23 protein-coding genes and 1 pseudogene are annotated in these 24,571 nt (G+C 66.5%); 15 read left to right on the top strand and 9 right to left on the bottom strand.

Translation table 11 applies throughout. The features are described from left to right. Window positions 1-10: 10 nt before the first annotated feature. The 7 genes from P3L18_RS22360 to P3L18_RS22390 form a co-directional block, all read right to left on the bottom strand. Entirely contained in the window at window positions 11-784 is a 774-nt protein-coding gene (locus P3L18_RS22360; RefSeq protein WP_006368358.1) for a carbohydrate ABC transporter permease, read from the bottom strand. Window positions 785-839: 55 nt separating this feature from the next. Beyond that, window positions 840-1,730: a sugar ABC transporter permease gene (locus tag P3L18_RS22365; protein WP_079928965.1), complete on the bottom strand. Its 891-nt coding sequence runs from the start codon at window positions 1,728-1,730 to the stop codon at window positions 840-842. A gap of 152 nt (window positions 1,731-1,882) precedes the next feature. Continuing rightward, a complete protein-coding gene (locus tag P3L18_RS22370; RefSeq protein WP_276115266.1) occupies window positions 1,883-2,743 on the bottom strand; it encodes a metallophosphoesterase in 861 nt (286 codons plus the stop codon). Window positions 2,744-2,755: 12 nt separating this feature from the next. Further along, on the bottom strand, window positions 2,756-4,141 hold the full coding sequence (locus P3L18_RS22375) for an ABC transporter substrate-binding protein (protein WP_006368361.1): 1,386 nt from the start codon (window positions 4,139-4,141) through the stop codon (window positions 2,756-2,758). After that, entirely contained in the window at window positions 4,138-5,319 is a 1,182-nt protein-coding gene (locus P3L18_RS22380) for an ABC transporter ATP-binding protein (RefSeq protein WP_014361129.1), read from the bottom strand. Before P3L18_RS22380 ends, P3L18_RS22375 begins: the two co-directional genes overlap by 4 nt. Further along, window positions 5,316-6,200: an alpha/beta fold hydrolase gene (locus P3L18_RS22385; protein ID WP_006368363.1), complete on the bottom strand. Its 885-nt coding sequence runs from the start codon at window positions 6,198-6,200 to the stop codon at window positions 5,316-5,318. The genes P3L18_RS22380 and P3L18_RS22385 overlap by 4 nt, the downstream gene beginning before the upstream one ends. Beyond that, window positions 6,197-6,754: a DUF4442 domain-containing protein gene (locus P3L18_RS22390; protein WP_006368364.1), complete on the bottom strand. Its 558-nt coding sequence runs from the start codon at window positions 6,752-6,754 to the stop codon at window positions 6,197-6,199. The genes P3L18_RS22385 and P3L18_RS22390 overlap by 4 nt, the downstream gene beginning before the upstream one ends. 191 nt (window positions 6,755-6,945) lie before the next feature. Here P3L18_RS22390 and P3L18_RS22395 point away from each other — a divergent pair, with 191 nt between their 5' ends. From P3L18_RS22395 to P3L18_RS22440, 10 genes are all read left to right on the top strand, one after another. Then, window positions 6,946-7,902 (top strand): PDR/VanB family oxidoreductase, encoded by a 957-nt coding sequence (locus P3L18_RS22395; RefSeq protein ID WP_079928968.1) that lies wholly within the window; start codon window positions 6,946-6,948, stop codon window positions 7,900-7,902. After that, window positions 7,899-8,399 carry a DUF4442 domain-containing protein gene (locus P3L18_RS22400; RefSeq protein WP_079928969.1) on the top strand — a complete coding sequence of 167 codons (501 nt, stop codon included), beginning with the start codon at window positions 7,899-7,901 and terminating at the stop codon, window positions 8,397-8,399. Before P3L18_RS22395 ends, P3L18_RS22400 begins: the two co-directional genes overlap by 4 nt. Before the next feature lie 38 nt (window positions 8,400-8,437). Next, window positions 8,438-9,451, top strand: a complete 1,014-nt coding sequence (locus P3L18_RS22405; protein WP_276115267.1) for a fatty acid desaturase — start codon at window positions 8,438-8,440, stop codon at window positions 9,449-9,451. A 137-nt stretch (window positions 9,452-9,588) separates the two neighbouring features. Continuing rightward, window positions 9,589-9,897 carry an acyl carrier protein gene (locus tag P3L18_RS22410; protein ID WP_014361126.1) on the top strand — a complete coding sequence of 103 codons (309 nt, stop codon included), beginning with the start codon at window positions 9,589-9,591 and terminating at the stop codon, window positions 9,895-9,897. Window positions 9,898-9,908: 11 nt separating this feature from the next. Further along, on the top strand, window positions 9,909-10,862 hold the full coding sequence (locus P3L18_RS22415; RefSeq protein WP_006368369.1) for a cyclopropane-fatty-acyl-phospholipid synthase family protein: 954 nt from the start codon (window positions 9,909-9,911) through the stop codon (window positions 10,860-10,862). After that, on the top strand, window positions 10,859-12,115 hold the full coding sequence (locus P3L18_RS22420) for a cytochrome P450 (RefSeq protein WP_276115268.1): 1,257 nt from the start codon (window positions 10,859-10,861) through the stop codon (window positions 12,113-12,115). Before P3L18_RS22415 ends, P3L18_RS22420 begins: the two co-directional genes overlap by 4 nt. Continuing rightward, complete coding sequence (locus tag P3L18_RS22425; protein ID WP_276115269.1) at window positions 12,112-12,936, top strand: alpha/beta fold hydrolase; 825 nt, start codon at window positions 12,112-12,114, stop codon at window positions 12,934-12,936. The genes P3L18_RS22420 and P3L18_RS22425 overlap by 4 nt, the downstream gene beginning before the upstream one ends. Next, entirely contained in the window at window positions 12,933-14,747 is a 1,815-nt protein-coding gene (locus P3L18_RS22430; RefSeq protein WP_276115270.1) for a fatty acyl-AMP ligase, read from the top strand. Before P3L18_RS22425 ends, P3L18_RS22430 begins: the two co-directional genes overlap by 4 nt. After that, the gene (locus P3L18_RS22435) at window positions 14,744-15,187 is read left to right on the top strand and encodes a PaaI family thioesterase (protein ID WP_079928973.1); all 444 of its coding nucleotides are present in this window, start codon (window positions 14,744-14,746) and stop codon (window positions 15,185-15,187) included. The genes P3L18_RS22430 and P3L18_RS22435 overlap by 4 nt, the downstream gene beginning before the upstream one ends. Beyond that, complete coding sequence (locus P3L18_RS22440; protein WP_276115271.1) at window positions 15,184-16,398, top strand: cytochrome P450; 1,215 nt, start codon at window positions 15,184-15,186, stop codon at window positions 16,396-16,398. The genes P3L18_RS22435 and P3L18_RS22440 overlap by 4 nt, the downstream gene beginning before the upstream one ends. Here P3L18_RS22440 and P3L18_RS22445 read toward each other — a convergent pair. Then, complete coding sequence (locus P3L18_RS22445; protein ID WP_276115272.1) at window positions 16,391-17,233, bottom strand: alpha/beta fold hydrolase; 843 nt, start codon at window positions 17,231-17,233, stop codon at window positions 16,391-16,393. The genes P3L18_RS22440 and P3L18_RS22445 overlap by 8 nt on opposite strands. Window positions 17,234-17,437: 204 nt before the next feature. Here P3L18_RS22445 and P3L18_RS22450 point away from each other — a divergent pair, with 204 nt between their 5' ends. Next, window positions 17,438-18,841, top strand: coding sequence for an FAD-linked oxidase C-terminal domain-containing protein (locus P3L18_RS22450; RefSeq protein WP_276115274.1), 1,404 nt, complete (start codon window positions 17,438-17,440; stop codon window positions 18,839-18,841). Window positions 18,842-18,907: 66 nt separating this feature from the next. Here the strand turns inward: P3L18_RS22450 and P3L18_RS22455 are convergent, their stop codons facing one another. Next, entirely contained in the window at window positions 18,908-20,941 is a 2,034-nt protein-coding gene (locus tag P3L18_RS22455) for a CocE/NonD family hydrolase (protein WP_079928977.1), read from the bottom strand. Window positions 20,942-21,536: 595 nt separating this feature from the next. On the opposite strand from P3L18_RS22455, the gene rplJ reads away from it, so the two are divergent. The 4 genes and pseudogenes from rplJ to P3L18_RS22475 all read left to right on the top strand — a co-directional run. Then, window positions 21,537-22,061, top strand: coding sequence for a 50S ribosomal protein L10 (rplJ, locus tag P3L18_RS22460; RefSeq protein ID WP_006368378.1), 525 nt, complete (start codon window positions 21,537-21,539; stop codon window positions 22,059-22,061). Between the two features lie 74 nt (window positions 22,062-22,135). Further along, entirely contained in the window at window positions 22,136-22,528 is a 393-nt protein-coding gene (gene rplL / locus P3L18_RS22465) for a 50S ribosomal protein L7/L12 (protein ID WP_006368379.1), read from the top strand. A 224-nt stretch (window positions 22,529-22,752) separates the two neighbouring features. Further along, window positions 22,753-24,159 carry a glycosyltransferase 87 family protein gene (locus tag P3L18_RS22470; RefSeq protein WP_276115273.1) on the top strand — a complete coding sequence of 469 codons (1,407 nt, stop codon included), beginning with the start codon at window positions 22,753-22,755 and terminating at the stop codon, window positions 24,157-24,159. Between the two features lie 294 nt (window positions 24,160-24,453). Further along, window positions 24,454-24,571, top strand: a pseudogene (locus P3L18_RS22475) (ABC transporter ATP-binding protein); the annotation flags it as partial.

Raw genomic sequence — 24,571 nt, forward strand, 5'->3', positions numbered from 1 at the left:
GCGCTCGGGTCTACTTCAGGCCCGAGCGCACGAACGCGTTGACGATGTGGCGCTGCAACAGCAGATAGAGTACGAACACCGGCAGGCACGACATACCGGCGAGTGCCATCATCGCGCCCCAGTCGGTGCCCTCGGCCGTCATGAAGCTCCGAAGCCCGAGCTGGACAACCGAACTCGTACGCTGCAGGACAACCGCAGGCCAGAAGTACTCGTTCCAGGCGTTGATGAACAGCAGGATCGACAGGGCGGCGAGAGCCGGCCGGAGGTTGGGGACGACGACGGTCCACAAAATGGTCCACGACGTACGGCCGTCCATGCGGGCCGCGGCGATCAATTCCTTCGGGAACGAATCCATGTGCTGGCGCAACATGAGTACCGCCAGCGCCGAACACAGGGTGGGCATCATGACGCCGACAAGGGTGTTGAGCATGCCGAGCTGCTGGAGCAGAACGTAATTGGGGAGCATGGTCACCTGGAAGGGGACCAGCCAGGTCCCGACGAAGGCAACGAACAGCAGGCGCTTCCCGCGGAACTCGTACATCGAGAAGGCGTAGGCGGCCAGCAGGGCGATGAGCAGTTGGGCGATCGTCGACCCGGCGGCGACGGCAAACGTGTTGGCCAGCAGGGTGACCACATGTGTTTGCGCGGCGGCATCGGCGTAGTTCTCCAACGAGAGCGGCCAGGGTACCGGGCGCAGGGAGTACTGGTCCTCGGGGCGGCGCAATGACGTCGCCACGAGCCAATAGATGGGGAATCCGCACACCAGCGCGATACTCGCGAGCACGAGATGTCCGCGCACGCGGGCACCGGTGCCCCGGTCGTGGTGTGGTGTGGTGTGACTACTTGTCGTCATGGAAGGTGGCCCGTTCGGAGAGGCGGACGAGGATGGCGGCGAGGACGCCGAAACACAAGAAGACAACGATCCCGACCGCCGCGCTCATGCCGGCGTCGAAGGTCTGGAAGCCGTACTCCCACAGCAGGTAATAGATGTTGGTGGTGGCTCCCGATGGGCCACCCTGGGTGAGCGTGTCGACCAGTGGGAAGGTCCACTGGGCGCTGAGCAACACGGTCAGCAATGCCAGTAGGACCAGCGACGGCGACAACAGGGGCAGGGTGATCCAGCGGTCGATCTGCCCGCGGGTGGCGCCGTCGACCCGGGCGGCGTCGTGGTAGTCGGGGTTGATGCCGGAAATGCCGGCCGAGACCACGAGCACCGCGAAACCGAGGACATGCCAACCGGTGATGACGATGATCGCCAGCTGCGCGGTGCGGGTGTCGTTGATCCAGTTCACGTGCAGACCGAGAACGCGATTGATCGCGCCGGACTCGGGCTCGCCCAGCCAGCGCCACACCGCGGCCGAGGCGACCGGCGCGACGAGGAACGGGGCGAAGATGATCGCCTGATAGAACACCCGCATCCGGCCGGTCACGTGACGGGTCGCCAACGCCACGATCACCGGCAGGATGAGTGAGAACGGAAGCAGCCCGACGATGATCTCCACTGTGCGCCAGAGTGAGTCGCCGACCTCCGGCACATCGACGAGGCGTCGGTAGTTCTCGGTGCCCACGGCGACCATCGGGCTGGTGGGCAAGAGGTTCCAGGAATAGAAGGACAACTGCACGGCCTGCGCCAGCGGCCGGTAGGTCCAGATCACCAGCATCGCGAGCGCGGGGGTGAGATACAGATACGGGGTGGCCGAACCGATCACGCGTCGTGCGCGCGCGGACACCCCCGAGCGCCTTCCTGCGGAACCGGCGCCAGGGACGGAGTCGGCGCCAGGCGCGGGATCGGTGGGCGCGGGATCGGGCCGGATGTCCGTGGGCCGGGTGTCGGTGGGTTCTGAGGTGCTCGGCGCGGGCGGTGACTCGACGAACACTCTCCTCACACCTCGTGCGCGAGTTCGCGCAGTGTGGCCAGTGTCTGCTCCTCGTCGGTGTCGTAGACGGCGGTGGTCGGCGTCTCCTCGACGGCGGTCGCCACCACCGAGCCGTCGAGTACATCGACCCTGGTGAATCCGTAACCGACCCAACCGCGGTGCCGACCGAGTGGAGCGAACGGATCGATCCGGTACGACATCGCCGGACCGATCCAGATCGGAACACCCGCCAGCGCCCCGGTGCCGGTGAGATGTGCGTGGCCGCACAGGATCATCCGAACCTCGCTGCCGGCGATCACCTCGGCGAGATCTTCGGGATCACGCAGTCGCAGCGCGTCGATGGGATCGATCGCCGATCGCAGCGGCGGGTGATGCATCGCGAGCACCGTGGTGCCCGAGCGGCTCGGTGTTGCCAATTGTGCTGCCAGCCACGACAGTTGATCGGCGCTCAGTCCGCCGTCGTGTCGGCCCGGAAGGGTGCTGTCCATTGTGATCACGCGCACGTTCGCGAGGTCGTGCACGGTGTCGAACGGGATCTCAGACGGGTCGCAGCCGCTCGTCTCGGGTGCCAGTTCGGTTCGAAAAGCACTGTGCGAGTCGTGGTTTCCCAACGCATAGATGATCTGTGCGTCCAATGTCGCGGCGGCCGGTTCGACGATCTCGCGAAGCCGACGATAGGCGAGTGGATCACCGTTGTCGGTGAGGTCGCCGGTCAGCAGGAGCACATCGACAGTGCGCCCGGTCGCGATGATGCGATCGAGGACGGTGCGAAGGTTGTCCGCGGTGTCGACGACATCGCGGACCAGGCAACCCGGCGCGACGATATGGGTATCGGTGAGGTGGACGATGGTGCAGTCGGGTGTCATCAAAAGCCGTCCTCAGCTCGCCGGGAGAAGGCGCGTCGATTGGTTCTGGGCGTCGGTGAGCACGACACGTGGGTCGGCGCCCTGATACACCGACGACTCGACCGCGGTCATCAGATTGGTCTGAATCTGTTTGTAGCTGTTGCCCGGCATCGACATCCAGGGCTTGATCTTCTCGAGTTGCTCCAGATTCGGGGTCAACAGCGCTCGATTCTTCGAGGCCCAATCGGCGAGGTAGGCAGGATCATTCACCAGTCCGGTGCGCAACGGAAGGTAGCCGATGCCCTTGGCGATCGTGGTGAACGCCTCATTGCCGGTGAGGTATTCGATCAGTTCCCAGGCAGCGCGCTGTTTGGCCGGATCCTTCGCAAAGGTGTACAGCGCCACACCGGAATTGGTGGGTACCGGCGTGTGTCCGGCGAAGGCCGGCAGGGGGGCGGCGCGTAACTCCCACTTGCCCTTGGCACCCTTGAGGAAGGTGGCCTGCAGCGAACTGCTCTCCAGGATCATGCCCATGTCGCCGCGCGCGAAGGCCTCGTATCCCTGCTGTTGCGTGTAGACGGGGGTGGCACCGGACTTCACCATGTTCTGCGCCATCGTGGTCACGGTGAGTGCGGCGGGATCGGCGAACGACAACGTCTTGCGGTCGTCGGAGATCACCTGTCCGCCGGCGGAGCGAACGAGGCTCTGGTAGCACCAATCGGTCGCCGACTTCGTCAGGCAGTCGAGGTAGGCGCCACCCTTTCCGGTTTTGGTGGCAATGGCTTTGGCGTCGGCGGCGACCTCGTCCCAGGTGGTGGGCGGCTTGGCCGGGTCGAGCCCGGCGGCTCGGAACAGGTCGGCGTTGTAGTACAGCACCGGTGTGGACATGACGAACGGGATACCGTAGGTGACCCCGCCGGAGTCGCCCAACGTCCGCACCGCCGATGCATACGGGTACTTGTCGCCCTGGAAGTTGGCCTGCACGGCTGCCTCGCCGAAGAGCGTGGACAACGGCTTCGCGCCGAGCTGATGGATGGTGAAGTCGAAATCGCCGAAGCCGAGTTGGGCGACGTCGGGCGGAGAACCGGCGACGGTCTGACTCTGCACGCTGGACACGGCGTCACCGGCCGGATTCGGGCTGTTGCCCTGCGGCTTCTGCGCCTTGACGGTGATGTTGGGGTGTTGCTTGGTGAAATTGGCGATCAACGTGTTGAAGGTGTCGGTCCAGGCGCCGGCCAGACCGTAGTTGTAGCTCTCGAAAACGATGGAGACCTTCTGATCGGGACCGAGCTCGGGGACGGCCGAGGTCGTCGTGTCGTCCGACGAACTGCCCATGCTGCAGGCGGAGGCGAACAGCGTCACCGCCGAGCACACGGCGACGGCACTCACCAGATGACGAAGGGGGAGATGGGTTCTCATGACAGTGCTCCTTGGGAGACGAATGGTGTGGCGGGTTCGGTGAGATCGGATGTCCGGGTGGGTGGAGGGCAGGGGGTGGGGTCCCAGTGCAGTCGGCGTCCCGACACCCGGTCGAAGAGGTGCACGTCTTGCGGGGCGATGGCGAGCCGCACGGAATCGCCTTCCCGGACGCCGCACGGACGCGCGACGCGAGCCTGCAAAGCCGTGGATCCGACGCGTAGGTGCACGACCTCGTCGCTGCCGAGGTTCTCGATCGTTCCGACGCGCGCACCGACCTCGATCGCGTCCGTCGGTCGCGGTGCTGCCGCGGCGATCAGCCGTATGCGTTCGGGTCGGATGCCTGCGGTGACCGGTTGCGCGGAGTAGTCGGTCGGTGCGGGTAATTCGAGCGGAACCGTCAGGCCGCCGGCGGCGACGACGACCCGGCCGTTGCGGCCGCCGGCGACGGCGTCGAACAAACACATCGGAGGAGCGCCGAGAAAGGCTGCCACAAACGAGGATTCGGGACGATCGTACAATTCCGTCGGCGTTCCCACCTGTTCGACCCGACCGGCATTGAGCAGCACGATGCGGGTGGCCATGGTCATGGCCTCCACCTGGTCATGGGTGACGTAGAGAAACGTCGCCCCCATGCGGCGATGGAGGTCGATGAGCTCGCCACGGGTGGCCGAGCGCAACTGGGCGTCGAGGTTCGACAGCGGTTCGTCCATCAGGTAGGCGCCCGGCTTCTGCACCATCGCCCGGGCGAGGGCCACCCGTTGGCGCTGGCCGCCGGACAGGTCCGCCGGCCGCCGGTTGAGTAACGGTGTCAGTTGGAGCGACTCGGCGGCGTCGGCCACCTGCGCGGCGATGTCGGAACGTCGAAGCCGCCTGGTACGCAGCGGAAAGCCGATGTTCTTCGCGACGGACAGATGCGGATAGAGCGCGTAACTCTGGAAGACCATCGCGAGGTTGCGCTCGCGCGGCGACGTGCCGGTGACATCGCGTCCGTCGATCCGGACCGAACCCGATGTCGGCTCGGAGAGCCCCGCGATCGTCCGCAGCAAGGTGGACTTGCCGCATCCGCTCGGCCCGAGGAAAACGATGAACTCCCCGTCGCCGATCGTCAGATCCACCGATTCGAGTGCCCGCGAATTGCCGAATGCCTTTGTCAGGGAGTCCAGCTCGATTCGGCTCACTGCTGCTCCGGTCGGCGCGTACCGATTGCCGTGTCGAACCACCCGGCAACCTGGGTGGCGAGCGCGGGTGAATCCTTCAGCCAGGCGAAATGGTCGCCGGAGCGGATGGGTGCGCTGCCGGACACGTGCCAGTGGCTCACCGAGGCCGCAGGCATCCGGCGGGCGAGATGGTCGACCGTGCTCTTGGGGCCCAGCGGATCACCGGCGAAGGAGATCATCAACACCGGGCGCTGCAAGGTGCGCAACGCGGCGTTGTAGTCGATATCGGAACCACGGACCCGGTACCGACCGGTCAACGCCTGCATCGACCAGTCGGTCATCACGCCGCCCGCCATGGGGGCCGGTATCGCCACACCACCGGGCCACCGTTTGGTGGTGCGCGAGACCGCCCCGATCCACTGGGTCTGCCACAGGATCTCGAACCGGCGGCGGCGATCGAACGCCTGCCAGAACACCGTTCCCGTGGCGACAACGGTGACGCTGCCGATCGCATCCGGATGGGCGGCGGCGTACAGCAGTGACAACTGGCCGCCGAGGCTGTGGCCGACGAGGTGGACGACGTCGGTGCCGGTGTGCTCGCGGAGGCGGTCGATGATCGCCGGGAGATCGATCTCCAGCATCTCCCGATACCCGAAATTCGGTGCGTCGGCCAGTGCGGGCCGGGACTCGCCCTGGGCACGCAGGTCGCACGTCGCGACGGCAAAGCCCTGTGCGGCAATCGCATCGGCAAGTCCGCGATAGTGCTTGCCCTTCATGCCCATCGCCGGGAGCACCAACACCGTCGGCGCGCCCGGGTCGGGCGACAGATGCAGCCGGAACGAGGTGCCGTCGGTCGTGACGACGTCGAGGACCTCACGGGTTGGTGCCGGTGCGCTGGTCATCGGCTGTTCCCGGGGGTGGCCGCAACGACGTCGCACACATAGTCGAAGACGAGCTTCGCGGTGACGACCCCGGCGTCGTCGAGGACGACCGCCTTCGCGGTGATGTCATGGCGCCCGCCGTCGTCGGCGGTGAGCACCGATCGCAGTTCACGCTCGTCGATGTGGGCAACCGCGCGGATCGCGCCGAGCGCCGGACGGCGATAGGTGACGGTGGCGGCACGCAGGACCAGACGTTCGATCGTGTACAGCCGCGGGGCGGCAGCCCCGATGAAGGCCAACGCGCCGGCGATGTCCGCTGCGGTGAACTGGGCCCCCGCATGGACGGTCCCCATGTGATTGGTGACCGACTCACCCGCTGCGATGGTGACCACGGCCTGCTCCGCCGAAATCTCGGTCACGGCGGTGCCGACGAGCTCACCGAAGGGGACCAGGGCGGTGGCAACCGAGCGCAGGTACTCGTAATCGGGTGCGGTGAAGTCGAGTTGGGGGAAGGCCGCGGCGAAGTCGGTCAACACGCGTCCTTCCCCGGATTCAGTCGCGGTCTCTGCGGTCACAGCAGTCCTCCTTGGGACGTTTCCGGTCGGGAACACAGATCAGTGTCGGCGGTCGGCCGCCGCCGGCGGGTGATCGATAGAGACTGCCAATCGCGCGAACAAAGGGCAGCGCTCCGTGATGCGGCCGTCTCGAATCCCGGTCACCGTGGTGATGTCGCCAATCGGCGAATGTCGCCGGTCGAGGAGATCCGATGCCCCCGCAATCCACCGCCAACGCAGCCCTGTCCGTGGTGGTCGAGACCCGTCGCCGGCTGACGCCGGACATCGTCGAGCTGGTCCTGACCCCACCCGGCGGATCGGCTCTGCCGACGTGGGCACCGGGCGCCCACATCGACGTCGACGTTCCCGGCATCGGTCCGCGGCAGTACTCCCTGTGCTCGTCGCCCGCCGACAGTGACAGATATCGGATCGCGGTACTCCGCGAGATCGACGGTAGGGGCGGCTCGATCACCCTGCACGAGAGCGTCGTCGTCGGCGACGAGTTGCGTATCTCGATGCCGCGTAACAACTTCGCGCTCGCCGACGCCGATCGCCACGTCTTCGTGGCCGGCGGCATCGGCATCACCCCGCTGTTGCCGATGATCGCCGATCTCGCCTCACGGGACTCGGAGTGGGAGCTGCATTACGGCGGACGGTCCGAAGAATCGATGGCCTACCTCGACGAACTGAGGGACCACGGGGCCCGGGTGCGCGTTCGTCCACAGGATCGACTGGGGCCGTTGCCGGTTGCCGACATCCTTGCCGACGCGGGCCCGGGTACCCGGGTCTACTGCTGCGGCCCAGCGGGTTTGATCGCAGCGGTCGAGGACCTCGCGGGTCCCGATGTCGCGGTGCACACCGAACGGTTCACCCCGAAGCAGATCGTCGAGGATGACGGCGCCCGGGCCTTCACCGTGTGCCTGGCCAGTTCGGGGCTCACGGTCGACGTCGGCGCCGACCAGAGCATCCTCGATGCGCTGGAGGCGGTGGGGGTGTCGCCGGTGACCTCGTGCCGCGAGGGCACCTGCGCGAGCTGTGAGACCGGGGTACTCGAGGGTGAGATCGTCCATCGGGATTCGGTGCTCACCGCCGCGGAGCGGCAGGCGGGGCGATCCATGATGGTCTGCGTGTCGCGCGCAGCGTCGGAGAGGCTGGTGCTGGATCTATGAGCTTCTTCGGCAAGGCCTATGAGCCGTTCGTGCCCTTCGGAGGCTCGGATCCCGATTTCGCCAAGTTGCGGGAGGTGGCCAACGGCCTGGCTCCACATACCGAACACAACGACATCCGCATCATCGACCTCGATGCCGAGCGCGCGGTGGCGCAGATCCCCGATGTGACGCATCTGCACAACCATGTGGGCACGGTGCACGCCGCCGCACTGTATCTGGGTGCCGAGTTCTGTGCTGCAGCAGCGTTTGTCGGCACCGCTGCCGCCCACCTGGAGCGGGTTGAGTGGATGGTTGTGCGGGACTGCCGCGCGGTCTACACCCGCCCGGCGACCGGAACCATCACCGCCACCGCCACCGTCGACCTCCGTGCGGTCCGGGAACTGGCCGCCCGTGGCGAACCCGGCCGCCTCGACGTCGATGCGAAAGCGGTCCTGCGCGACCCGGGCGGCGCAGTCGTCGGCAAGGTCTATTTCGACTATGTCTGCCAGATTTCCTGAGAACCCATCCACGCAGTGATCAACGAGGTGAATCCGTCATGGTCCACTCCGCCGCGTCGTCCGAGAACATCGGCGTGCCGTCCTCGACACCGCCCGAACCGAGAAAGAAGACGATCAGCAACCCCTACATCCATCGGTTGCAGCGCAGGCACTTCCTGCTGTTCGACGTCCTACCGATCATCGGTACGGCCGTCGCGGTCGGCTTGCTCTGGGTGATACCGGTACCGACCTCGGCGTGGGTCTCACTCGGTGTGATGTGGTTGCTGACCGGACTCGGCATCACCGTCGGGTACCACCGTCTGTTCACCCATCGCACCTTCAAGGCCGCGCCGGGAGCGGTTGTCGCGCTGGCGATCGCGGGCTCCATGGCCGGACAGGGGCCGGTGATATCGTGGGTCGCCCTGCACCGGCGCCACCACGAGTGCAGCGACCGCGACGGTGATCCGCACTCGCCCAACCTCTCCGGCGACGGATTCCGGGGTGCGCTGCGGGGGCTCGTCCATTCGCACTTCCTGTGGATGCGGCGTCACGAGTACCCGAACGTGATGCATTACGCCCCCGACTTGTTGAAGAATCGCGCACTGTTGCGTATTTCCCGCCACTACCACCTGTGGGTGGTGCTCGGTCTGGTCATCCCGGCGGCGATCGTCGGCGTGATGGAATGGAGCCTCGCCGGCGTACTGATGGGCTTCCTGTGGGGCGGTCTCGTCCGGATATTCGTCCTCGAGCACATCGTCTGGGCGATCAACTCCTTTCTCCACATGTACGGCACCCGTCCATACGAGTCACGTGAGAACAGCCGCAACGGAGGGGTTTTCGCGCTCGTCACACTCGGTGAAGCCTGGCACAACAATCACCACGCGTTTCCCGACTCCGCATCGTTCGGATTGAACTGGTATCGCGTCGACCCCGGTTACTGGCTGATCGTCGTACTGTCTGCGTGCGGTCTGGCCACCGATGTGGGGGTGCCGTCACCGCAGCGGCGTGCCGCCAAACGTATCCGGACGACGCCGGCGGGGGCGGACGCGGGCGACGTCCGCGGTGGCGACTGATCAACTCTGCACCCTCAGTTCCATTCGTGTCCAGAAGTTTTCGCTCCAAGAGCACCTGCGCTCCAAGAGCACCTGCCCCGTCCCGCACCCTGCGGGCCTGCGCAATCCACTCGAGCCTGCTGAACCCAGGAGGGACCATGAACATGCCGCAGCCCGACGGACCGATCGACACCGCGCCGTCGTCGGAGCCGATCACGCGCGAGAGCATCGTGCGCTGGTGTCGCGAGTACCTCGCAGACCTGCTGGAGACCACGCCGGAATCGGTCGACCCGGATGCCGGATTCGATCGGCTCGGGCTGGATTCGGCACACGCCGTCGCCCTGCTGATCGAGGTGGAAGCGCGCTACGGAGTCGAACTCCCGTCCGAGGCCTTGTTCGACAACCCGACCATCAGCGCGGTGTCGAACCATCTGTTCGAGCACCTCGATGCGGCGGCGGGGCAATGACCGGTGCGGAAATGACCTGTGGGGAAACGACCCTGACGCCCGGCACCGGCGCAGTGACCGGTGAGCGCAGGCGTGGCGAGGCCGCCGAGGCCATCGCGTTCCACTACGACGTCGGCAACGACTTCTATCGCCTCTGGCTCGACGCGGATCAGAGTTATTCCTGTGCCATGCCCGAGAGTCCGGGTGACGACCTCGACGCCGCGCAGTCGCGCAAGGTGCGATATCACCTCGACGCGATCGGAATAGGGAACGCGCACCGGATTCTCGACATCGGATGTGGCTGGGGCGCGCTGCTGCGCCAGGCCGTAACGCACCCCGGAGTGACCGAGGCGATCGGACTCACGCTCAGCGTGGAACAGGCCGCCCACATCCGCGCACTCGGCGAACCCCGGATTCGCGCCGAGGTCACCGATTGGGCAGAGTACCGGCCGCCGCATCGTTTCGACGGCATCGTGTCGGTGGGCGCCTTCGAGCACTTCGCGCGGCCCGATGAGAACATCGAGACGCGCCGCGCGGTTTATCGAGCATTCTTCACCCGATGCCGCGACTGGCTCAACGATGACGGAGCTCTGTCGCTGCAGACCATCGCGTATGCGAACATGTCTGCGATGCAGGCGAGTTCGTTCATGCAGCGGGAGATCTTCCCGCACGCCGAACTGCCCACCTTCGCCGATATCGCGGTTGCCGCGGACGGCATCTTCGAGATCGATCGCGTGACCAACGGTCGCCTGGACTACGCCTGGACCTGTGCGCAGTGGGCGCACCGGCTGAGGCAACGACGCGACGAGGCGACCCGCATCGTGGGCGAGGACACGGTCGATCGTTACCTCCGTTACCTGACGATGTCGGCGCTGGGGTTCCGTATGGGGAAGATCTGTCTGCTGCGCTTGGTGTTACGGCCGTACCGGCGCAGCTACTTCGTGTCGGAATCCGCACCGCGACATGACCTGGACGTGGACAAGTGACGGCCACGACTCCGCGTTTCAACCCGCTTGCACCGGGATTCCGGATGGACCCCTACCCGATGTACGCGGCGCTCCGGGCAGCCGAACCGGTACACCGCACCCTCGGGATGTGGGTGTTCACGGCGCACAACGACATCCGTCACCTCCTGCGCGACAACGGATTCAGTTCCTCGTTGATTCCCGATGAGGTGGCCGGACGGATCGATCGACTGCCACCGCACGCACGGGCGGACGCCGCTCGGATCGTTGACCTCGGACGGACCTCGTTGGTGTTCACCGACGACCCCGCACACGCGCGGTTGCGCGCGCTGGTCAACCGGGTCTTCACCCGTCAACGAATCGAGGGGTTGCGACCGGTCGTGGCGCAGCGGGTGGACGACATGCTCGATCGCCTCGATATCGGCGTCCAGACGCTGACCTTCGATCTCATCGCGAGTCTCGCGAGCCCGCTGCCGAGTGCGGTTCTCGTCGACTGGATGGCGTTGCCGCCGTCGCTCGCCTCGGTGGCACCGGAGTGGACCCACGAGGTACGCCGGTTACTCGAGCCGGGACGGATGTCGGTCGCCGACCTCACCCGGGTGGGACGCGTCGTCGGTCACTTCGCCTCGGCACTGCGCACGCTGGTCGACGAACGGACCGATCAGCACGGCGACGACCTGATCAGCGAGCTCGCGCGGGTATCGGTGGGCCACGGCGATCGTCTCTCGCAGACCGAGCTCGCCTACATCTGCATCATGTGTTTCGTCGCGGGTACCGAAACCACAACCGCCCTGTTGGGCAACGCCGTTGCCGCGCTGCTCACGCATCCGGAACAGTCGGCCAAGCTCGCCGCAGCACCCGAGCGTGCCGGAGATGCCATTCGCGAGACGCTGCGCTACGACAGCCCGTTGCAGATGACCAAACGGGTCGCACGCGCCGAGAGCCGATACGGCGGACAGGTCATCGGATGTGGAGACCAGGTGTTGTTGTGCCTCGGTGCAGGTAACCGGGACCCGGAGGTCTTCGACGCCCCGAACGAGTTCAGTATCGACCGCGGAGCCGATATGCGCTCGGCTGCCTCACATCTGGGGTTCGGACACGGAATGCACGGTTGTCTCGGCGCCGCTCTCGCCCAACTGATCGCCCAGACGGCACTGGAGCGGGTGTGGCGGCGCTTGGAGCTGACGCCGACGGGCATCGCGCCGACCTGGCAGACCGAGAGCTTCATCATGCGCGGACCGAGCGCGTTACCCGTGAGGGGAAGATCACGATGATGTCCACCATCTCGCATCACATCGAGGAGCCGCCAGGACTCTGGCTGCGGCCGATGCCGGACACGCACCGTGTGAACCGTGGGCGCGCCCACACCAGAGTGGTGATGGTGCCCCACGCCGGCGCGGGCGTGTCGACGTTCACCCGTTGGGGCGCTTGCTTCCCCGCCGGTCTCGAGGTGTTGCGAGTGCAGTTGCCGGGGCGGGAGGATGTGCGTCATGCGGCCCGGGCGACCTCGGTATTCGCCGCAGCCACCACCCTGGCCGGCCAGCTGTTGGCGTTGCCCGAGATACCGACGGTGGTGTACGGGCATTCCATGGGTGCGGTCATCGCCTTCGAGCTCACCCGGTGCCTCTTCGCTGCCGGTCGGTCGCCGATCCATCTGTGCGTCTCGGGGCGGCGCGCTCCTCACCTCCCCGCCAGCCGCCCGCCGCTGCACGAACGCGACGACGAGGAACTCCTCGCCGGGCTCGCCGAACTGTCCGACACCTGGCACCTATTGGCTCGAACGCCGGAATTCCTCAGCGACGCCTTGGACCTGGTGCGATATGACCTGGCGATGGTGGAGCAGTACCGATACGTCGCCGGACCGATCCTCGAGGACGGTGGGGTGGTACCCCTCCCGGTACCGATCACGGCGTGCCACGGCAACCGTGATCCGCTCGTCGATGCCGACGAGGCATGGTCGTGGTCGGCACATACCGCATCGGGTTTCGCCGGGCACACGTTCGCCGGTGACCACTTCTTCCCGCAGCAACACCGGGACCGTCTGACCGCACTGTTCGTGTCGCCGCCATCGACTGCGGAGCCGGCGGGGACATGATCGGCCACGATGATCCCGAACGTCGGGGCGCGTTCCTGCCCGACGTGCTCATGACCCGCGCGCGGACGGCGCCGGACCGGGTTGTCTATGTGTTCGTCGACCAGTCCGGTACGGAGGTCGATCAACTCGACCACGCAACCCTGCACCGTCGTGCCGTCCGGATCGCGGAACGATTGCGGCGGCAATGTGTGCCCGGCGACCGAGCCCTGCTGGCGTTCCTTCCCGGCCTCGACTTCATCGCCGCCTTCTTCGGGTGCATGTATGCGCGTGTCGTCGCGGTACCGGTGGCGCCGCCGCTGCCCACCCCGACCGCAGAGCCGAGCGCGATCCGGAACGTGGTCGCCGACGCCCAACCCGCAATAGTGTTGACCGACAAGGTATCCGACGAATTCTTCGGCGCGACGTTGAGGACGCTGTGTCCGGTACCGCCCATCTGTGTCGATGACCTGACCGACAGCGATCTGACCGACAGCGATCTGACCGACAACGGGGTGGTCGATGACGTACCCGCCGATGAACGATCGGCCATCCCGTATGACTCCACGCACGTCGCGGATCCGGTGGACGCCGACGACGTCGCACTCCTGCAGTACACCTCGGGCTCAACCGGTGCGCCCAAGGGAGTGATGGTGACGCATGGCAACCTGTGCGCCAACCAAGAGATGATCCGGGATGCTTTCGGTCATGACGAGACATCGGTGGTCGTTGGTTGGGCCCCCTTCTTCCATGATCAGGGCTTGATAGGAAATGTGTTGCAGCCGCTGTATGTCGGCGCCCGAGCGGTTCTGATGTCGCCCACGACCTTCATCCGTCGGCCACTGCTGTGGCCGACGCTGATCTCGCGGTATCGGGCCACCACCAGCGGAGGGCCGGACTTCGCCTACGCGGCCTGCGTGGCGCATGCCCGTCGTACCGGATTGCCGGCCGATCTCGACCTGACGAGCTGGACCGTCGCCTTCAATGGAGCCGAGCCGATCCGCTCCGACACGATCCGCAGCTTCGCGGCGGAGTTCGCGCCCCACGGATTCGACGCTCGCGCACTGTATCCGTGTTACGGGCTCGCCGAGTCGACCCTGTTGGTCACGGCGTCCCGTCCGGGTCGTGGGCCGCACACGCTGCGAGCGTCCGCAGCGGACCTACAACATCGGCATTACCGTCCGGATACGGCCGGGACCGAAGTGGTGGGGTCCGGAACAGCGGTGCGGGGCAGCGTGATCCGCATCGTCGACCCGGACAGCCGCGTCGGCCTCCCCGACGGCGTCGTCGGGGAGATATGGGTCTCCGGTGAGCATGTGTGTGCGGGCTATTGGCACAATCGCCCCGCAACCGACGCGTTGTTCGGGGTGATCGTCGGTGGCGGTGATCCGATGCTGCGCACCGGTGACCTCGGGTTCGTCGTCGCGGGCGAACTGTACGTGGTGGGACGCATCAAGGACATGATCGTCATCCGCGGTCGCAACTTCTATCCCACCGACATCGAAAGAGCGACTGTGGGAGCACATTCGGCGCTCCGCCCCGGCGGCTGCGCGGCGTTCGGGTGGGCCGAGGAGTCATCGGGTGGTGACACTCCTGCCGAGGAAGTGGTCGTGGTCGCCGAGATCCGGGCCACGCACCGAGACCTCGACGCGGCGGAGGTGCGTACGGCGATCCGTGCGGCGATCCGGGCCGACCTCGGGATCACGGTGCTCCGTATCGGACTCATCGCCGCCGGCGAGTTGCCCAAGACGACCAGCGGAAAGGTGCGGCGCCGAGCGGCACGTGCCCTCTACGAGAGAGACGGGTTCACGCCCGTCGGAACGGAGTATCGATGACCACCACCACGACGTCCGACTCGCCGGATCCCACCGCCGCCGAGGCCATCAGAGCCGTCCTGGACGCGATGCCGGCGGCACGTGCGCTGGGCTTCGCGATCGAGTCACTCGGAACCGGCGCCGCCACGCTTCGACTGGCGGTTCGCCCCGATCACACCCAGCACACCGGACACGTTCAGGCGGGCGTTCTCGGCGCTCTCGCCGATTACGCAGCAGGCGCGGCGGTGGCGACGTTGCTGCCGGCGGGCTGGGCGAACGTCACGCTCGACTACACCATCAAGATCGTGGCGCCCGCCCCCGGCCCGCAACTGAGCGCGCAGGGAACCGCGGTGTCGGCGGGTCGAACCATCTCCGTCGGTCGCGCCGACATCTTCGATGAGGACGGAAATCTCTGTGCGACTGCGTTGTCGACGTTTCGTAACGTTCGGTTGATCCGGTGAACACGCGCATCGATGCCGGCGGGATGGATCTGTTCGACCCGGCGTTTGCGGTCGATCCACATGCCGCGTATCGGAGGTTGCAGGCCACCGCTCCGGTTGTCGTTCACCCGCAGGGATTCTGGCTGCTGACCCGCTACGCCGATGTCGCGGTGCTACAGCGGTCCGGACACTCCGTGCAAGAAAGCGCACTTCGCCATATTCCCGGCTTCAAGAGCGACAGCACCCGACTGGGCGATGAGAACCGCATGATGCGCGGATTGTCGTTGCTCGATCGCGACCCGCCGGACCATTCCCGACTCCGGCGGCTGGTCGGTACGCCGTTCACCCGATCAGGTGTCGCCGCACGAATGGACCGGATCAGCCGACTCGCCGATCGCGCGCTCGACCGGGTGGCCGCTGCGGGCACCATCGATCTGATGCAGGAAGTCGCGTTCACCATGCCGTACGAGGTGATCTCGGAGATCCTCGGGGTGTCCGGAGTCGACACCGAACGGTTCCGCGAACACATCGGCACTCTCGTGCTCGGGCTCGAACCACTTGCCGAGCCGGCCACCCAGGCCCGGATTCGAGCGGCCAACGACGAGTTGACGATGATGACCCGTGATCTGGTGTGGCGCAGGCACTCCGATCCCGGCGATGATCTGTTGACCGCCTTGATCGCGGCGGAACGCGCGGGTGAACTCACTGGTGACGAGTTGGTCGCCCAGGTGATGTTCGTCCTGATTGCCGGCCATGAGACCACGGTCAACCTCATCGGCTCCGCGGTGGCGACACTACTCGCGCATCCGGACAGTATTGCGATGGTGCGGCAGCGACCCGACCTCGTCACCAATGCGGTGGAAGAGGTTCTGCGGTTCGAGCCGTCGGTGCACCTGATGCGGCGGGTCACGACCGCGCCCCTCGACGTCGAGGGAGTGCGAATCCCTCTGGGCTCTTTCGTGATCGGCGTCATCGCCGCGGCCAACCGGGACCCCGCCTTCTGGGGTGGGGATGCCGCGACGTTTCGTCCTGATCGGCCGCTGGCGCACCGTCATCTCTCGTTCGGTGCCGGGATTCACCATTGTCTGGGCGCGGCGCTGGCGCGGGCCGAAACCGCGGCGTTCCTTTCCGGATTCATCGAGCGGTTCCCCCGCGCACGGCTGGATTCGTTGTCCTGGAACGGGCGACGCAACATCCGCGGCCCGGAATCGGTTGTGGTGACCGTCAGTTGACCGAACCGAGGTGATCGGCCAAGAGCGCCGAGACGATGTCCGGTTGCTCGAGAACGCTGCTGTGGCCACACCCCGGTAACAGGTGCAGTGTGGCCCCCGGAATGGCCGCGGCGACCCGGGAGGCCTCCACCGGAGGTGTTGCCACGTCGTTCTCGGCGCCGATGACCAGGGTCGGGGTGGTGATCAGCGGCAGCTGGGAGGCCACGGCATCTCGTACCACGACACCCGCCACGACGCGTCGCAGGGTGGCCCGGCGGGCCGTGGACTGTTGGGTGGTCACGAGTCTGGCGAACCATTCGTCACCGATGCGCTTGCCGCGCGCGGTGTCGACGAACCCACGACCGAAGAGCTTGGACTCCAGCAGGTGTCGAAGTGGCCGAACACCGGTCACCTGTTGCATCCAGGCCATGGCGGTGTAGTCGACGACGGATCGCGCCGATTCGTTGCGCGCCATGGTGTTCAGCAGGGTCAGCGAGCGGAGCAGTTCGGGATGACGCAGGGCGAGCCGCATCCCGACGTAGCCACCCATCGACAGTCCGACGTAGTGCACGGGACCCGTTGCCAGGTGCTCGATCACCCCGAGCGTGTCGTCGGTGAGCGTATCCATGTCATAGGCGGAATGGTGGCTCACGCTGGCACCCTGGCCGCGCCAGTCCGCGCGGATGCAGCGGAACCGGCCGCGCAGTGCGGCCACCTGATCGTCGAACATGGTGCCGTCGAACAACAGCCCGTGACCGAAGAGGATCGTCTCCGTCGGGTCCGCGGTCCGCGGCGTGCCGGAGTCCCGATAGGTGATCGTCGCGTTCGGCATGTCGATGGTGTGCACGGTGTCCACCGGGAGAGTATCGCGTGCCGAGGAGACGGCGTGCCGCATCGATCGGCGTCGTGAACGCCCCGATCGATCCGGGCTATTGCCGGAATACCGGGTGACTCCATCGAGCCCGTCCCGGATGGGTGGTTGCGTACCGCGCGCGGTCAGAGTTGGCCGTTGACACCGGACTTCGGTCTCGACCGGATGGCGGTGGCGTTAGGGTGGGGTGTGGATTTCACCGCCGACGTCGCACCCGATCTCCGGGCAGATCTGATCGCCGCACTGGAGGCGGCGGTCACCCCCGGTGCGGTGGTGCGCGATCCGGATGTGATGGCCAGCTACGCCCACGACGACGCGGAGTGGGCGCTGCACCAGATGCCGATCGCCGTGGTGCGTGCGCGTACGCCCGAGGATGTGGTCGAGGTGGTGCGCGCGTGCCGTGCCCGCCAGGTCGCGGTGATCCCCCGCGGAGCCGGGACGGGCCTGTCCGGCGGTGCCAACGCATGGGCCCGCAGCGTCGTCCTCTCCTGTGCGGCGATGACCGAGATCTTCTCAGTCGATCCGCTCGAACGCATCGCGGTCGTGGCGCCCGGGGTCGTCAACGACCATCTGCGAGCAGCCTGCGCGGAGGTGGGTTTGTGGTACCCGCCCGACCCGGCGAGTTCGCCGTGGTCGACCATCGGCGGCAACGTGGCGACCAACGCCGGCGGTGTGTGTTGTGTGAAGTACGGGGTGACACGCGATTACGTGCTCGCGGTGCAGGTGGTCACCGGTACCGGCGAACTGGTGCGGCTCGGGCACCCGACGGCCAAGGGGGTCGTCGGGTACGACCTGGCAAGATTGATGGTCGGCTCGGAGGGGACGTTGGGGATCGTCACCGAGATCACGGTGAAACTGCGCCCCCTGCAACCACCGTCGCGAACCATCGCGGGCTATTTCGACTCGTTGATCGACGCCGGACGGGCGGTGTCTGCGGTCGGGGCGAGTGGATTGACCCCCGCCGCACTGGAACTCGTCGATCGGCAGTGTCTGCTCGCGGTGGATGCGTGGAAGAACATGGGGCTCGCGGTCGACGCGAACGTCGTGCTGCTCGGCCGGATCGACACGCCCGGAATCGAGGGTGAGCGTGAATCCGAGCGCTTGCGTGAGTGTTTCGACGCCGCAGGCGCCACGTGGTCGGCGGTGTCCGCCGACGAGCAGGAGGCGCAGGCGCTGTTCGCGGCGCGACGCCTGGCCTATCCGGCGTTGGAGCGACTCGGTCCCGTACTCACCGAGGACGTCTGCGTCCCCAAGAAGCATGTGCCGGCGATGCTGGCGCGCATCGAGGAGATCGGCATCCGCCACGACATCGTCATCGCCAACATCGCCCACGCCGGTGACGGCAATCTGCATCCACTGCTGATCGCCGACGAGGGACACGCCGCCGCGCGTGGCCGGGCGCAGCTCGCCTTCGGTGAGATCATCGATGCCGCACTGGAACTCGGGGGCACGGTCACCGGCGAGCACGGCGTCGGTGTGCTCAAGCTCGACGGCGCGCGCAAGGAACTGTCACCCGCCGTGCTCGACATGCACCGTGCGGTCAAGCACGCTCTCGACCCCGACGGAATCCTCAATCCCGGCAAGGCATTCTGAGCACGATCGATGGATTCGAGCGCCCGGTCGATTAGGATCGACGCCCGATCGATGGGCTGAGCGGGCTCAGGCGAGCCCGTCGCCGGCCAGGAACGTCAGGTAACTCGGGTGCTCCGGGTCGAGAACGAGACGTTGCTTGCGTCCGCGGGCCTTGATCAGGTCGGGGACCACCGTGAGGTAGCGGGGGAAGCTCGCGGCGTAGACGTCCACCCGCAACCGGTGACCGGGTTCGAGCACGGCGTCGGTGGGCACGAGATCGACGTCGATGCGGACCGGCTCGTCGGCGGGGACCGGCAGTTTGCGCTTGCGGGAGAGGTAGTGATGGGCACCGAGGAGATGCCCGTCCGCGGTGAATGTCGACATCGACCGGTCGAGGGCGCGATTGGTCGCCGAGAGCGCGCCGTTGGTGAGAACGGTCGAGGTGCCATCGGGCGCAACATCATTGACGGTCACCGCCCAGATACCCTCGTGTGCGGTGGTCGCCACGTTGAGGCGGAGGTTCATCGCTCCGCTGAGGTGGGTCGCCTCGGTGACCGGGGCGCTGGTGAACGACAATCCGCCGCGCTCCTGAAAGCGTGCGTCGGTGGTGAATCGATTGCCGAGAACCATCGACGCACCCGCGGTCACCTGCGTCATGTCCCGGGACACCATGCCGCGCAGGTCGGGCCGGATGTGCAGTGACGAAACACCTTGTGCCGGAGCTGTGCTCAGCGATCCGTCGTGCACGGCGTGATCCGCGGTCGTCGACGGCTCCTCGGTGAGATAGAGCCGCCGGGGTCGCACGCCCGGTCGCGGGAACGCCGCGCCGGACGTCCACGAACCGCCCTGCTGCATCATCGTGACCGGCCCGTAGTGGTCGATACCGTTGCGGTGGCCCTTGAGCCAGCGATCGAACCAGGCGCGCTCGAGGACATCGAGACGCGGAGGGGCGGAGCTGGATCCATGGCCGGTGCCCACGTCGAAGTGATACCCGTCGCCGACGAGCATCTGCTTGCGGCCGGGCTCGAGACGGAGCCGCTCGTAGATGCCGGTGGCGCTGCGCCCGAAGAGATCGTGCCACCCGCCGACGGTGAAGGTGGGCGCGGTGATCCGGTCGATCTGCGGATCCCGCTCGTCGAAATAGGGGTCGTCGAAGATCCGGTCGTCGCGGGCGGTGAGGAAACCCCACAGCAACGACGGGATCTCGGTCGCCGGGGAGGCCACGCGATCGCGCAGCCAACGCAGAGTGTCGCCGCGCATCACATCGCGCAGGTACGTCGACGGATTGGGTACCCACTTGAGCACGTTGACCACCGACAGCCACATCGGGATGAACGCCGACGGCATGCCGCCGGTGATGTAGACGTCGCGAACGATGTCGTCGCATCCCTCGACCGCGAAGACCGCGCCGAGTTCGGCCGGCCGTTTGTCGGCGGCCTGCAGCGAATTGATCGCCGAGTACGACCAGCCGGCGAGTCCGACCTTGCCGTCGCACCACTCTTGTTCGGCGGCCCAGGAGATGACCTCCACCGAGTCCTGTTGCTCGCGCGCGCCGAGGATCTGCCATTTGCCGCCGCTGGCCCCGGTGCCCCGGACATCGACGATGACCTGGACGTAACCGCTGCGCACCAGGGTGCGATTGATGCCGAAGACGTCGAGGATTCCGCCGGAGAGCGTGCCGGTCAGGCGGGTGAGCCCGCCGAGCGCGGTACCCGTCGCATCGATCGACGACGACGCGACCCGCAACGCACGCCCGAGTACCGGCGCGTGGGTGGTGGTGTCGATGAAGTCGACGGCCGCCCGGTTGTAGGGGTTGATGTTGACGATCGCGGGATAGGGGGTGAGCACGGTCTGGCCGAACCGGTTGGCGGGGCGGACCACCGTGGCACGCAACGTGACACCGTCGCTCATGGTGAGTTTGACGTCCCGGTCGACGACCACTCGGGGATAGAGCTGGGCGCCGTCGACAGCTTCCCGCCACCGGATACCGTCGGCACCGCCGGTCGGATCACCGAGGGGGAGGGTGCCGAAATGGGGAGTGGCGCGACCGCCGTCGGGCCGCGACGGGGCCACCTGGGGTCGTGACATCCCGGGGGAGCCCGGGTCCAACTGGTACGTCATGGTGCCTCACCCTGCCTGGGGTGTGACCGGACGCCGGACCCACCGGCGTCACCCACACCCCGTCGTGTTCTCGGGCCGTGAGTGAAACCCCGCTTACACTTTGTGGGCCACATCACTCCCGATGGCCGACTGTAGTGCATCGTCGATCTCGGAACCGCATCGAGGTGGGGTCCATTTGGGTCACGACAGTGAATCTGCAGTTCAAAGCCGTGTGTGACCTGGGAAACCCTCCGTTCGGTCAGGTGACCCTGGGACGTGGGGTCGGATTTGGTCGACGACGTCGAGCTCGGGTAACCTCGTTCTCGGTGTGACGCGCTTGCACGCGTCGTATCGGTTCAACCAGAGACCGTTGGTCATCGGGAGCGATCCCGATCGAAGGGCGACAGCAATGTCGGCGGCCCACGCAGGGAGAACGAGGAAGAAGCTCGAGCATGCCCATTCGGCATGATCGCCAGTGTGACGCCCCGTGCCTCTGTGTGCCGGGGCGTTTCGTCGTTTCGGGGGCTATTCGCCTTCCGCGGCGCGGCGTCTTCCGAAGGTTCCCTGCGTTGAACTCTGACCAACTCAACTCGAGTGATGAGGAAGGAGGCGAAGTATGGCCAAGTCCGACAAGGTCGCCGCAGTCGCGGAGATCGCAGAGCAGTTCGAGGGCGCAACGGCGGCGGTCGTCACGGAGTACCGTGGCCTGTCCGTCAGTCAGATCACCGATCTGCGTCGTTCCCTCGGTGAGGGCGCAACCTACTCCGTCGCCAAGAACACCCTGGTGAAGCGTGCCGCCGAGAAGGCGGGCGTGGAAGGGCTCGACGAGCTGTTCAGCGGTCCGACCGCGATTGCCTTCATCGAAGGCGAACCGGTTGTGGCCGCCAAGGCGATCAAGAACTTCGCCAAGGACAACAAGGCTCTCGTCATCAAGGGCGGATACATGGACGGCCGTGCGCTGTCCGTGGCCGAGATCGAACAGATCGCCGACCTTGAGACCCGCGAGGTCCTGTTGGCCAAGCTCGCCGGTGCCATGAAGGGCAATTTGGCAAAGGCTGCCGGCCTGTTCAACCAGCCGGCATCGCAGGTGGCGCGTCTCGCCGCGGCCCTGCAGGAGAAGAAGAACGAAGCCGGCGAGTAACTCGCCGCACCACAAACATCCCCACGGGGATCACCACGACCCCGTGTGGGGCTTGAATAGGAAGGACGCCAACCATGGCGAAGCTCACCGCTGACGAGCTCATCGATCAGTTCAAGGAACTGACCCTGCTGGAGCTCAGCGATTTCGTGAAGAAGTTCGAAGAGGTCTTCGAGGTCACCGCGGCCGCTCCGGTCGCCGTCGCCGCTGCCGGTGCTCCGGCTGCCGGTGGTGCCGCCGAGGCCGCTGCCGAGCAGGACGAGTTCGACGTCGTGCTCGAGGCTGCCGGCGACAAGAAGATCCAGGTCATCAAGGTCGTCCGTGAGGTCGTCTCGGGCCTGGGCCTCAAGGAGGCCAAGGATCTCGTCGAGGGCGCTCCCAAGCCGATCCTGGAGAAGGTCGACAAGGACGCCGCCGAGGCTGCCAAGGCCAAGCTCGAAGAGGCCGGCGCCAAGGTGTCCGTCAAGTAAGCTTGCTTACTTGCGCAGTGTGACCGTCAAGTAAGCTTGCGTGCCTACTTGTGCGGTGTGACCGTCGACTGACGGTGCATGTCCCGAACCCGGGGCGGAGAGATCCGTCCCGGGTTCGTTGCTGTCACGGGCCGCCGGGGCGTTGGGAGGCTTGGGGCGTTGGGAGATCTGGGGCGGTGGGAGGTTTGGGGCGGTGGGACCAGGACGGACTAGTATCACCCCGCGTGACTGCTCCTGTGTCCCGTCGTGCGTTCACGGCGATCAACGTCGTCGGGGCCGTGGTGCTCGTCCTGGGGGTGTGCCGCGTCTTCGGCCAGCCGTGGCTGGTGCACCTCGGGCCCACCAAGTACTGGGGTCCGCCGGTGGATCTGCAGATCTACCGCTATGGCGGCCAGTTCCTCCTCCACGGGCAGCACCTCTACGACGGGCCGATGCCGCAGGCGAACGACAGCATCCTGCCGTTCACCTACCCGCCGTTCGCAGCGGTGTCCTTCGTGCCGATGAGCTGGATGCCGGTGCGGTTGCTCTCGGTCATCTTCCTGATCCTCGGATGCCTCCTGACGTGGTGGCTGATCCGAATCCTGCTGCGTCGTGTCGGATGTGGTGACCTGCCGATCGGCTGGTCGATGATCCTCACCGGCGTGGCCTTCGAACTCGAACCCATCCGCATCACGCTCGATCTCGGTCAGATCAACCTGATCCTCGCCGGCCTGGTCATCGCCGACACCCTGTGGGACCGGCGCCCCGCGTGGGCCGAACCGTATCGGGGACTGCTGGTCGGTATCGCCGCGGCGATCAAGATGACCCCGGCCGTCGTCGTCATCTATTTCCTCGCGCGCCGGCAGTGGCGGGCGGCGATCAACGTCGTCGTCGGCTTCCTGGTGGCGACTGGTATCGCGTGGGCGATCACGCCGTCGGACACGTGGAAGTACTGGACGTCGACGGTATTCGATCCAGAACGCATCGGCGGACTGGCCTTCGTCTACAACCAGGGCATCGCCGGGGTGCTGGCGCGCACCGGGATGAGCGACAGCGATCGCTCACACTGGTGGTTGCCGCTGTGTGCGATCGCAGGGCTTTATTGTCTGGCGCTGGCGTGGCATCTGGCCAAGCGTCGCGAATACGAGTTGTGCTTCCTGGCGGCGTGGGCAGTGGCCCTGCTGGCCACCCCGGCCGCCTGGATTCACCACTGGGTCCTCACGTCGGTGTACATCCTGGTGTTCGTCACCATCGGAGTGCGAGCACTGCGAGCCAGGCGCGGCGACCGGCGGGGTGCGGTCTTCCTCGGGCTGGGCATCCTCGGCCTGATCGCGCAGCTCCCCGGACCATCGCTGTCACTGCCCAGCGCACAGCTCAACGAACTCCGGTGGGGCTGGTGGGAGATCATCTACGGCAACTCGTCGCTGATCTGGCTCGTGCTGATCCTGCTCATCTCCTGGTGGTTGCCGCTCACCCGGGTGCGCGAGGCATGGGAGCCCGGGGCAGACCAGCCGGAGTCGGTCGAGCCCGGGTCGGTGGAGCCCGGGTCGGTGGAGCCGGAGTCGGTCGAGCACGGCCACACCGAGAGCGTCGTCGGCGGCGCCGACACGGGGGCCTTCGACGACCGCGAAGAGGGCCTCGCGCGGTCCTGACGCCGTGCGCCACGCCACCGCACCGGGGACAAGGAGTGCCACCGCACTCGGGTCCCGACGATGGAACCGCGCCCACTTTCCTTCGGACCGTTTCATCGGCTAGTGTCATCGCCCGAGGGTAAGTTACCGGTTGGTAGATTTCTTTCGCGTCCACGCTGTGGGTCTTCGGTTCACGTGTGTGGGGGGTGCTGTTGCGGTGGTCGGATACAGTGACCCCAACCACACATGTCACCGAGGGGTGGACTCTCGCACCGGCGGGAGCTCATTGGGGGCAGCGAACTTCTGGAGGAAACTGTGGGTGTTGAGGTCAGCGTTGAGGGGCTCACCAAATCGTTCGGTTCGCAGAATATTTGGCGCGATGTGTCGTTGACCTTGCCCGAGGGTGAGGTGTCGGCCCTGCTGGGTCCGTCGG

The sequence above is a fragment of the Gordonia sp. N1V genome (assembly GCF_029269935.1).
Lineage (GTDB): Bacteria > Actinomycetota > Actinomycetes > Mycobacteriales > Mycobacteriaceae > Gordonia > Gordonia polyisoprenivorans.

Coding starts and splice junctions, on each gene's coding strand:
- P3L18_RS22370 (WP_276115266.1), bottom strand. CDS start 2,743: ATGACACCCGACTGCACCATCGTCCACCTCACCGATACCCATATCGTC.
- P3L18_RS22375 (WP_006368361.1), bottom strand. CDS start 4,141: ATGAGAACCCATCTCCCCCTTCGTCATCTGGTGAGTGCCGTCGCCGTG.
- P3L18_RS22385 (WP_006368363.1), bottom strand. CDS start 6,200: ATGACCAGCGCACCGGCACCAACCCGTGAGGTCCTCGACGTCGTCACG.
- P3L18_RS22395 (WP_079928968.1), top strand. CDS start 6,946: ATGCCCCCGCAATCCACCGCCAACGCAGCCCTGTCCGTGGTGGTCGAG.
- P3L18_RS22400 (WP_079928969.1), top strand. CDS start 7,899: ATGAGCTTCTTCGGCAAGGCCTATGAGCCGTTCGTGCCCTTCGGAGGC.
- P3L18_RS22405 (WP_276115267.1), top strand. CDS start 8,438: ATGGTCCACTCCGCCGCGTCGTCCGAGAACATCGGCGTGCCGTCCTCG.
- P3L18_RS22410 (WP_014361126.1), top strand. CDS start 9,589: ATGAACATGCCGCAGCCCGACGGACCGATCGACACCGCGCCGTCGTCG.
- P3L18_RS22415 (WP_006368369.1), top strand. CDS start 9,909: ATGACCTGTGGGGAAACGACCCTGACGCCCGGCACCGGCGCAGTGACC.
- P3L18_RS22425 (WP_276115269.1), top strand. CDS start 12,112: ATGATGTCCACCATCTCGCATCACATCGAGGAGCCGCCAGGACTCTGG.
- P3L18_RS22430 (WP_276115270.1), top strand. CDS start 12,933: ATGATCGGCCACGATGATCCCGAACGTCGGGGCGCGTTCCTGCCCGAC.
- P3L18_RS22435 (WP_079928973.1), top strand. CDS start 14,744: ATGACCACCACCACGACGTCCGACTCGCCGGATCCCACCGCCGCCGAG.
- P3L18_RS22455 (WP_079928977.1), bottom strand. CDS start 20,941: ATGACGTACCAGTTGGACCCGGGCTCCCCCGGGATGTCACGACCCCAG.
- rplJ (WP_006368378.1), top strand. CDS start 21,537: ATGGCCAAGTCCGACAAGGTCGCCGCAGTCGCGGAGATCGCAGAGCAG.
- rplL (WP_006368379.1), top strand. CDS start 22,136: ATGGCGAAGCTCACCGCTGACGAGCTCATCGATCAGTTCAAGGAACTG.